This is a genomic window from Arthrobacter sp. FW306-1B-F12A (genome assembly GCF_058781865.1).
Window position 1 is genome coordinate 1 of the sequence record NZ_JBYSXD010000078.1, and the last position, 9810, is coordinate 9810.

At 65.6% G+C, this 9810-nt stretch carries 10 protein-coding genes; 5 read left to right on the top strand and 5 right to left on the bottom strand.

From position 1 onward, the window contains the following. The first annotated feature begins 81 nt into the window (after positions 1 to 81). Entirely contained in the window at positions 82 to 654 is a 573-nt protein-coding gene (locus tag AC3WJU_RS21755; protein ID WP_492260838.1) for an MOSC domain-containing protein, read from the top strand. An 8-nt stretch (positions 655 to 662) separates the two neighbouring features. On the opposite strand, the gene AC3WJU_RS21760 is transcribed toward AC3WJU_RS21755, so the two are convergent. Further along, positions 663 to 1937: an MFS transporter gene (locus AC3WJU_RS21760; protein ID WP_492260845.1), complete on the bottom strand. Its 1275-nt coding sequence runs from the start codon at positions 1935 to 1937 to the stop codon at positions 663 to 665. 320 nt (positions 1938 to 2257) lie between these two features. Here AC3WJU_RS21760 and AC3WJU_RS21765 point away from each other — a divergent pair, with 320 nt between their 5' ends. Further along, positions 2258 to 3748, top strand: coding sequence for an HNH endonuclease (locus AC3WJU_RS21765; protein WP_492260839.1), 1491 nt, complete (start codon positions 2258 to 2260; stop codon positions 3746 to 3748). A 5-nt stretch (positions 3749 to 3753) separates the two neighbouring features. Here the strand turns inward: AC3WJU_RS21765 and AC3WJU_RS21770 are convergent, their stop codons facing one another. From AC3WJU_RS21770 to AC3WJU_RS21785, 4 genes are read right to left on the bottom strand one after another with little or no spacing between them, the layout of a single operon-like run. After that, positions 3754 to 4830, bottom strand: coding sequence for a sensor histidine kinase (locus tag AC3WJU_RS21770; RefSeq protein ID WP_492260840.1), 1077 nt, complete (start codon positions 4828 to 4830; stop codon positions 3754 to 3756). Between the two features lie 11 nt (positions 4831 to 4841). After that, positions 4842 to 5516 (bottom strand): response regulator transcription factor, encoded by a 675-nt coding sequence (locus tag AC3WJU_RS21775; protein WP_492260841.1) that lies wholly within the window; start codon positions 5514 to 5516, stop codon positions 4842 to 4844. Positions 5517 to 5521: 5 nt separating this feature from the next. Further along, complete coding sequence (locus AC3WJU_RS21780; RefSeq protein ID WP_284989579.1) at positions 5522 to 6175, bottom strand: DedA family protein; 654 nt, start codon at positions 6173 to 6175, stop codon at positions 5522 to 5524. 10 nt (positions 6176 to 6185) lie between these two features. Continuing rightward, positions 6186 to 6983, bottom strand: coding sequence for a phosphatase PAP2 family protein (locus AC3WJU_RS21785; protein WP_492260842.1), 798 nt, complete (start codon positions 6981 to 6983; stop codon positions 6186 to 6188). A 168-nt stretch (positions 6984 to 7151) separates the two neighbouring features. Between AC3WJU_RS21785 and AC3WJU_RS21790 the strand changes: the two genes are divergently transcribed. Genes AC3WJU_RS21790 through AC3WJU_RS21800 form a run of 3 tightly spaced genes read left to right on the top strand, consistent with a single transcriptional unit; the run spans position 7152 to position 9724 of the window. Further along, positions 7152 to 7937, top strand: a complete 786-nt coding sequence (locus tag AC3WJU_RS21790) for an alpha/beta fold hydrolase (RefSeq protein ID WP_492260843.1) — start codon at positions 7152 to 7154, stop codon at positions 7935 to 7937. Positions 7938 to 7956: 19 nt separating this feature from the next. Continuing rightward, complete coding sequence (locus AC3WJU_RS21795) at positions 7957 to 8832, top strand: hypothetical protein (RefSeq protein WP_492260844.1); 876 nt, start codon at positions 7957 to 7959, stop codon at positions 8830 to 8832. A gap of 49 nt (positions 8833 to 8881) precedes the next feature. Beyond that, positions 8882 to 9724 carry an IclR family transcriptional regulator gene (locus tag AC3WJU_RS21800; RefSeq protein ID WP_306963071.1) on the top strand — a complete coding sequence of 281 codons (843 nt, stop codon included), beginning with the start codon at positions 8882 to 8884 and terminating at the stop codon, positions 9722 to 9724. Positions 9725 to 9810: the final 86 nt, after the last annotated feature.

Below are 9810 nucleotides of genomic sequence, written 5' to 3' on the forward strand. Positions count from 1 at the left end.
AACTACATCGCCCGATCACTCCTCGAAACCGGCGGATTCAGACCGCGATTACACCCTCAAATGCGATGAGCCCCTTATGACATGACGGCAAGCTACAGATACGACGTGGAGATCCTGCATCTTCTTGTGTCATCCGGCCATGCCTACTTCGGCCGGGCACGCGATGGTGCCGCCGAGGTGCCCACCACGGATGCCGAGCAGGTCGACGTCGTAAGCGGCAAGGGCATCGTCGGTGACCGGTTTTTCGGCAAGGCCGCGCACATGGATGCCGCAGTGACGCTGATAGCCATCGAGTCGCTCGAGGCGATGGCCGCCGAGCTGGGGGTCGCGCCTTTTGACCCGCTCCTCACGCGCCGCAATGTGGTCCTCAGGGGAGCCCACCTGGCTCCCCTGCTGGGCGAAGAATTTGCCTTGGAATCGCGGGGCGGCGTTGTCCGGTTCCGCGGCGGACGTCCGGCCCACCCCTGCGCGTGGATGGACCAAGTCCTGGCTCCGGGCGCGCACGCCGCCATGCGCGGGCGTGGGGGCGTGCGCTGCCAACCGCTTTCGGATGGCAGCCTGCATCGTGGCACAGCTGTGCTAATTAGTCCCGTACCGCTTGTTCCTGACAAGGCCGGCGAGGCCACGTTCCTCCGGGCTTCGCGGCTTCCGTAGGTCAATTCTTATGACTGCCGTGGTTCCGTTTCGGATGTGACGATCGCGGCGTTGGCCTGGTCGGCCAAAGAGCCCTGCCGACGACTCGCCAGGAGGAACGGCACCGCGATCAGCTCTATAACGCCGCTGATCGCGAGTGAGGCGGAGTAGCCGTAAACATCGGCGGCCCGGCCGAGCAGCGGCTGCACCACCACTCCACCGCTTGATCCCATCAGCGAGTCGAAGCTCAGCACTGTTGCCCGCTGCTTCGACGGGATCATGTCGTTCACGTAGGCCTGCCGTACCGGTGTGGCCGCCGAGTCGACCATGGCCCAGAACGTCAACAGCGCCAAGGCCACCCAGAAGACATTCGTGAACCCGAGCACCACCAGAATCGATGCGCTCACCACTCCACTCAGAATCAACACCGTAGTGCGTTTGCGAACGAGGCGCCGGATACGCGGTGCAAGCCATCCGCCCACCACCTGCGCCCCCGCCACGATTGCCGCTGCCAGCCCGGCCACCGAGTACGCGCGCGGGTCACCGAAGAGCTGAAGCAGGTACGGCTGCAGGGCATAGAACACATAGATCCCGACGCCGGCACTGAACGGCGCTGCCAACATCACGTACCGCACGGGTGGATTTTTCAAACCGTTCTCGATCGAGGCGTCGAGGACAGCACGGGTCGCCTTGAGTGGATGGGCAGAGCGCTCGGGGGTGAAGCCGACGTCGTGCATCAGCAAGAAGGCCACCACGAACATGGCGAGGAGCACGCCCACGCGAATCAGGAACGGGACTCCCAGGTTGGTGGCCTGCGCGATCACCCCGCCAGCCACTGAGCCCGCAAGCATGGCGGCACCCGACACCATCTGTCCCCGCCCGAGCACCGTCTCCAAGCCACCCTCATATCCAGTGAAGCGCAACGCGTCGACGAGCCAGGCCTCCACTGCACCCGAGAAGAAGGTGAAGCCCAAGCCGAGCAACACCGACACCACGGCCCACCACCAGAACGGGGCCGAAAGCTGCCAGAGCAGAAAGTAAAGGTAGGTGGATCCGGCCAGTGTCACCGTGCCAAGAAGGAACGAAACGCGGCGTCCCCAACCATCGGCCACCACTCCAGTGGGCACTTCGAAGACGACCATCCCGGCAGTGAAGAAGGCGTTTGCCGCAAAGGCCTCAAGATTGCTGAGTCCGGCATCCAGTAGGAAGAGGGTATTGATCCCCCAAATGAACGAGGCCGCAAGGGTATTGCCGAGGGTCAAGGTGAGGTAGGCACTTTGGATCTTTCGGGCGGCGGGGTTCATTGGAACGACGGCCCCGCCTTGGCGAGGGGGAACCACGAGGCCATTCTCGTTCGCTTCGGATGCGCACGCCAGAGGCGGACGGGACGGGCTTGAGGGGAGCCCACCGCAAAGCACACCTCACGCCGGCGAAGCCGATCACAACGTCGCCCATCGGGTGATTATCGACGGCTGCGAGGTTGAGCCGGTGGCGGCTGAAGGAGACCCGGGAACCGGAATCCTTCCCGAGCAAATATGGAAAATTTCTGCTGATTTCCGGGATTTTTCGGTGGGCAGGTGTTCTTCGACCTAAGAATGTCAGTGGTCCCTGGGATGCTTTGGTTATGGCCGGAATTCGGGAAACCCAGCTGATGGGGACGGGCGCGCCAGTCGGCGGCGCGGCTCCATTGTCAGGTGCCTGGGTACGGGACGTGATCGATGCCCTGACCTCGTTCCGGCCAGCCCTCCCGAACGGCACGGTACCCGATGGCCGCGCCGAGCTGATCGACCAGTTGCGTGCCCTGGAGGATCTGAAGTCCGCGGCCGCCGCTGCGCAGGCCCGGATTGCCGTCTCCTTCGATGCGGCCCAGCGCAGCGCCGAGACGAACCTGGGCGTCCCCGCCGACGAGCGCGGCCGCGGCGTCGCAGCCCAGATTGCCTTGGCCCGGCGGGAATCCCCCGCCAAAGGATCCCGGTTGCTGGGCCTGGCGAAAGCCCTCGTGAGCGAAATGCCGCACACGTTAGCCGCCGTGAACACCGGGCAGCTGAACGAATGGCGCGCCACCCTGCTGGTGAAGGAAACAGCCTGCCTGTCCGCCGAAGACCGCTGCGCCGTGGACGAGGAGCTCGCCGCCGAGACGGGAGCCTTCGACGGCGCCGGAGACAAGGCCATCATCTCCGCAGCCCGGGCCGCCGCCTACCGGCGGGACCCCCGCTCCGTCACCCAACGCGCCAGCCGTGCCGCGGAGGAACGGCACGTGTCCCTGCGCCCGGCACCGGACACCATGACCTACCTGACCGCTCTGCTCCCGGTGGGGCAGGGCGTGGCCGTGCACGCGGCCTTGACCCGTCATGCAGACTCGCTGCGCTCCGGCGGGGACGCGCGGTCCCGCGGGCAGATCATGGCCGACGCCCTGGTCGAACGCACCACCGGCACCCCCGGCGGGATCAGCGGGGTTGAGGTCCAGCTCGTCATGACCGACCGCACCCTCTTCCAGAGCGATGCCGAACCGGCGCGTCTCCCCGGCTACGGGATTGTCCCCGCTGCGTGGGCACGGGCAATGCTGGTTGGGAACGAGGGCCAGGCGGAACCCGGCCAGGCCGGTCCCGGCGGCCAGTCCGCGGACCGGGCCTTCAAGGTCTGGCTCCGGCGTCTTTTCACCGCCCCCGGAACCGGGGACCTCGTCGCCGTCGATTCCCGGTCCCGGCTTTTCCCGGCCGGGCTGCGGCGCTTCATCCAGGCCCGCGACGAGACCTGCCGGACACCCTACTGCGACGCACCGATCCGGCACTTCGACCACATCATCCCCTGGCACGACGGCGGACCCACCAGCCTGGCCAACGGCGCGGGCCTGTGCGAAGCCTGCAACCACACCAAAGAACTCCCCGGCTGGACAGCACAAACCGGAGCAGTAACAACCCAGCACGGGACACGGCATGTCCTGGACATCCGCACCCCCACCGGACACCACTACCAATCAACAGCCCCGCCGCTGCCAGGAACCGGGCTATCCATGAGCACGGCGGCGCCAGATTCCAGAAGCCACCGACGCAAGCTCCGACACCATGCAAAGGCGCTTAAATACGCCCAACCCGCCAAACTGCGGGCCGCCTAAGTAAGCTATGCCGAGCCGGACGACGTGTCTTTCGGGCCGGTGTCTTTCGGGCCGGTGTCTTTCGGAACCGCGTCTTTCGGCGCCGCATCTTTGGGGCCCGCATCTTTCGCAGCGAGCGGCAGGGTGATCCTCATGACCGTTCCCCGCGGCCCGCTGCGCTCAACCTCCACAGTGCCGCGGGCCCCGGTGATGATTTCACGGACCAGCGCCAAGCCGATTCCGAAGCTGCGCTGGCCTGGTGCGCCCTCCGGACTGTGTGTCCTCACGAAGCGGTCAAAGATCCGGGTCTGGTCCACGCCTTTGATCCCAGCCCCGGAATCCGAAACCGTGACCACTGCGCGGTTGCCGAGCACCGCCGTCGTGATCCCCACCTGGCCGCCAGCGGGGGTGTGTGCCAGCGCGTTGTCGGCCAGCGCAAGGAGGGCGCGACGGAAGCCACTGCCGTCAATGAGCGCGAAGGGCCGGTCCTTTTCCGTCAGGGTGACGCGGACGTTCTTCTCCCCCGCGAGCTGTTGCAAGCTCTCGACGACGGCGCCCGCCACCTTGGCGAGATCGCTCGGCTCTGCGGCTGCGTCCGGAGGCGAGCCGGTGGCTGCGACAAGCAATTCGTTGACGATGCCGGTGAGGGTAGCTGTGTCATTTCGGATGCGGGCGAGCGCTTCCCCCGTTTTTGAGTCCGCGGCGGCATCGCGCTGGGCGAGCTGGACCCGTGCATCGAGGATGGCGAGGGGCGTGCGCAATTCGTGGCTGGCGTCCTGAACGAAACGTCGCTGCAGGGCAAGCGCTTCGCCAAGGGGCCTGATGGCGCTCCGCGCGCTGAGCCAGCCGATGGCACCGGCGAGGAGGATCCCCGCAATGCCGGCAACGATCATGGCCTTCAGGAGGTCCTTTGTGTCCAGATATGCGTAGACGGAGTCGGTTTCGCCTGGTCCCGGCAGCGTTGGATGCTGCGCCTGGTTGAAGAGGTAGATCGCGGCGGACGCAAGCAGGCAAAGAACCAAAACCGCGCATGCCGCGCTGATCCGCACTGCGATCTTCAGGGAGGCTTTGCGGAGCGTCTCCTGGTCCGGGTTCTCAGTCATGGGTGTCGTTCTCAGTCATGGGGGTCGCCGATCTGGTATCCGAGGCCGTGGACTGTCCGGATCACCGTTTTGGAAATCTTGCGGCGCAAATGGTGGACGTAGGTGTCAATCACGCCCGGCTGGTCCGTGGGGTGGAACAAGGCGTTGATGAGGTCTTCACGGGTAAACACACGCTCGGGTTCGCCGGCCAGGATTTCGAGGAGCCCGGCCTCCTTCGCCGTCAGGGTGACGACGGAACCGTACACGGAGCGCACGGAGCGGGCACCGGCGTCGAACTCCCAATCCCCGATTCCCAGGGTCTGGGGCGGCAGCGCGTACGTTCGGGTGAGGGCTCGCAAGCGGGCGGCCAATTCCATGGCGTCGAACGGCTTGCTCATGTAATCGGTCGCCCCGGCGTCGAGGCCCCGGATCTTCTCGTCGGTGGCACCGAGCGCCGTCAGGATGAGGATCGGGGTGGCAATCCCCTTGGCACGAAGGGCCTTGATGAGTGCGATGCCGTCCATGACCGGCAGCCCCCGGTCAATGACCATCGCATCCCAACTCTGGGTCAAGGCGAGGTGGAGCCCGTCGCGCCCATTGACAGCCAAGCGGACAGAGAAGTCCGGCTCCAGGAGTTCGCTGATGAGCGGCCCCAGGGCGGAGTCGTCTTCGACCAAGAGGAGGGCCGGCCGCTCAGCTGTTGTCATGCTGCCTATTCTTCCCCGGCGTGCCCGTTCGCGGCGCCTACCTTGACGTTGCGCCGCTTTTTGAGCAACTCGACTCCCCACGGCAGGACGGAGACCAAAACCATGATTACGGCAATGGCGTCAATGTTGTTTGCGATGAACTCGTAGTGTCCCAGCCACGAGCCCAGGAGTGTCACGGAGGTCGCCCAAATGACGGCCCCGGCGATGTTCCACAGGGTAAAGGATTTGTAGTTGTAGCGCGCGATGCCTGCGCTGAGCGGCGCAAACGTCCGCACAATGGGGACAAAGCGGGCCAAGACGATTGCGGGGCCGCCACGGCGCTTGAAGAATTCTTCGGCCGCGTCCAAGTGGGCGGTTTTCAAGACCCGGGCGTCGTCCTTGAACCATCGCCGTCCGAACTTGCGCCCAAGCATGTAGCCGATCTGGTCTCCTGCGATGGCGGCGGCTGATACGACGGCGATCAACACAGGCAGTTCAAGCTGCAGTTGCTGGTGAAGCAGGCCCGTGGTGAACAGCAAGGAGTCACCGGGCAGGAAAGGGAAAAGGAGACCGGATTCGATGAAGACGATCAGCGCCACTACTCCCAGCGCCGCAGGGCCCAAGCCCTGGAGGAGGGTGGTGGGATCAAGGAATGCGGGCATGGCGGAAAGTACGTGCATGGGGTCCTCCTCAGGATCCGTGTGCTTGGGTTGGGGCTGCTTCCGAGGCGGCTGCCTCCGAGGCGCCTGCTTCTGATGCAACGCCAAACGGTAGCCGCGCGAAAACCCGAGGGGCGTACCGGTTCCAGAGCCCGGCCAAGACGATCACTGCGGCGCTGGTGGCCAGGAATGACGCCACAACGTCGCTGGGGTAATGGACTCCGATGTAGATACGCGACCACGCCACCACCACGGCCATGACAGCACCGGCCCACGCAGTGATGACGCCCCACCGGCTTCCCCGGACCAGGAAGTACAGAGCGAAGGCGAGCGCTACGGCGAAGGCGGTGTGGCCGCTGGGAAAACTGTTGGAACCCGTTTCCGGAGCCAGGGGGTCGAAAAGAAGCGCGGGGTTGGGCCGGTGGCGGGCAACGACAAGTTTGAATACCTCGCTGGCAACCCAGCCCGAACATGCAAAGAGCACAAACATGACAGCCCGCACGAAGGACTTGCGGACCAGGCAAAGGTACAAGCCGATCACGAGGACAATGCAGACTCCCGCTACGGGGGCGAAGAGGACGTTCAAAGCCATGGCCGCGGTGGTCAGTGCGCCCACGTGATGGCGGCTGAGTTCCTGGTCAATACCGAATTCCCCAGTGGTCAGGCCTGCTACCGCCTGCACGCTGAAGCCAATGGCAAGGACGGCCGCGGCGAGGACAATGCCCCACAGGAGCCAGAACCTCGTCTGGGGAAGCAACGGCACACTGTGACGGACGACGGCGGAAGCGCGGCCTTCCGTGGAAGTGTTCTGCTTGGGGTGTGATCGCATGGTGTCTCCGGTTCGGGGTGACGGCCGTTGTGCGGCCTGTTTCCACTCTCCCGTGGGGCACTTAAGAAGCTCTTAAGAACTCCTGGACACGGCCCTTTCCCCTTGACCCGCACGTGGATGGGCCCCAGAGTTTAGGAACCTACTGTCCGCCACATCGAAGGGTCTGAGATGTCCGAATTTGCGATCTCGAAAGACGGTACCCGCATCGGGTATGACCAATACGGCGAAGGACCTGCCGTCATCCTGGTTGGCGGCGCGATGCAATTCAGGGGCTTCGACTCCAACACCATGGAGATGGCCAAGCTCCTGGCCGCCAAGGGGTTCACGGTGCTGAATTACGACCGGCGCGGCCGAGGGGAAAGCGCTGAGGCTCCGTCATTCAGCCTGAAGGACAACATCGACGATCTCGCCACGCTCATCGACATCGTGGGCGGCCAGGCCGCGCTCTTCGGGAGCTCTTCCGGTGGCTCGATTTCCCTGGCAGCGGTGGCAGCAGGCTTGCCCGTCACGAAGCTCGCGCTCTGGGAGACTCCGCTGAGCGAAGAACTCGGCGCCGGCGGGGCTGAATTCTTCGCCGGGCTCCAGGAACGGGTCGCCTCCGGCGACAAGGCTGGCACCATCGAGTACTACATGAAGGACATGCCGCCGGAGTGGCTGGCCGGAGCCAAGAACAGTCCAGGATGGCCCATCATGATCGAATTGGGCCCCAGCCTTTTGGCCGACGCCGAATCCCTCGCGTGGTCCCAGTCCGCGCCTCGGGCAGAGCTCTGGTCCGGCATCACCCAGCCCACCCTCGCGATAGTCGGCGAGCAGACCGTCCCGATCATGCCGAAAGCGGCCGACTCCATCGTGGCCAACATCCCGAGCGCCCGCAAAGCTACCATTCCAGGCGCCAACCACGGCTGGGAACCTAGCGTCATGGCCGACGCCTTGGCCGAGTTCCTCGCCGAGTAATACGGCACTCGCTTTCACCATGAACCTGGCCGGGATCGCCGTCGAGCTCTACACACTGGTTCCCTCTGCCTTCACGGCGGCCCGCACTGCGCGGGCCAAGGAAGCCAAGTCGGATGGGGATGCCGAACTGGCGAAACAAATCGCCCAGTTGCCCAAGCCTTCGACGGCGGCGTGGGCCGTCAACATGCTTGTCCGGCACGGCACCAAGGAATTCGCCGGCGTCCTGGAGCTTGGGGCCTCGCTCGGGCGAGCCCAGGAGCAGCAGGATCACGACCGTCTCCGCACGCTCGGCCAACAGCGCCCGCGCGTCCTGGGCGCCGCCGTCGAGCAGGCCCGGGCAGTGGCGGAAGGCCTCGGTGTCAAGGTCAGTGGCGCCGCCGCGATGGAGATCGAGGCCACGCTGAGGGCCGCCATGACGGATCCCGGCGCCGCCGCGGCGCTCCGCAGCGGGCAGCTTGTGCGTTCGCTCGCCACGAACGGATTGGAACCCGTGGATCTCTCGGGCGCGGTGGCGATTGCGGGCGCGCTTCCCGCGGTGGACGTCACCCAGGAAGAGCCCGACGACGGCGGGCGGCAGCGGGGGCGGGCAGACTCGGAGCGCGAACGCGAGAAGGCACAAACCGTACTCGCGGAAGCAGAGCGCAGTGCGGACAAGGCCGACCTGGAACTCGCGCAGGCCGAGCGCGAGAAGTCCGAGGCCGTGCGCCGGAGCGAGCAACTCGCCGTCGACGTCAAAGCCGCCAAGGACAAGCTGGCTGCATTGCAACAGGAGCTTGCCGCGACGGAGTGGGCGATCACCCTTGCTGAGCGGGACCGCAAGCTGGCAGCCCGGCTAGCCGAGCGGGAGCGCCGGGCCGCGGAAACGGCACGGGCCCGGTTGGAGGGACTTTCCTAGCGGGCGCAACGTCCGGTATACCGGACATTCCGAGGCGTATTCTAGGACAATGTACAGTCAATCGGTGCGGCCCAAGGCGCCGGCCGCGGCCCAGGTGCTGGCGGTTCTCAGATACGTTGCCGGACAGGCCGGCCCGGTCAGCGCGTCCATCATTGCGCGCGATGTTGGACTGCCTCGGTCCACCACGTATCAGCTCATTGCCTCCCTGATCGATGACGGCTTCCTGGTCCATCTTCCCGAGGAGCGCAAGTATGCCTTGGGAGTGACCGCCCATGAGTTGGGGACCGGGTATTCGCGGCAAGCTCCGATCCAGCGGATCGCCCGGTTCCCCCTGTCCCGGCTCGTCGCCCGGACCCGCCGGACTGCCCATCTTGCCGTGATGCACGGGCGCGACGTCGTTTACGTGATCGAGGAGCGGGCGCCGCGGCAAAGCCCCCTTGTCACCGACACCGGAGTCCGGCTTCCTGCCCACCTGACGGCCAGCGGCAGGGCGATGATGGCCCAGATGGACCCCGCCCAGGTGGCTGCGCTTTTCCCTGGGCCGGAGGCTTTCGCGGAGCGCCACAGCAAAGGCCCGCAATCCTTGCCCGCATTGCAGGATCTCTTGGCACGGGCACGATCGCTCGGATATGCGTGGGAGCAGGACGAGGTCACGGAGGGGTTTTCTTCTGTGGCGGTCGCCGTCCTCGACCGGCAGCGCTATCCCGTGGCCAGCGTGACGTTGACGGTGTCGAACCGGGCGTTTCCCGGCGGAGGCACCCGTCACCGGACCAAGGACGCCGAGACCCCGGAGGAAAGGGCGGTCCGCATCGAGGACGTCGCCCGCGAGTGGATTCCGGAAGTGACCAGGTGCGCGCGCGAAATTTCCCGCAGGCTGGGCACCCAAGCCTGACCCCGACGTCGTTCCCTCTGGTCGACTGGGACGCTCGCTCACATATAGGACCAAATGCAGGGACGCTCGCTCACCAAAAGTGAGCG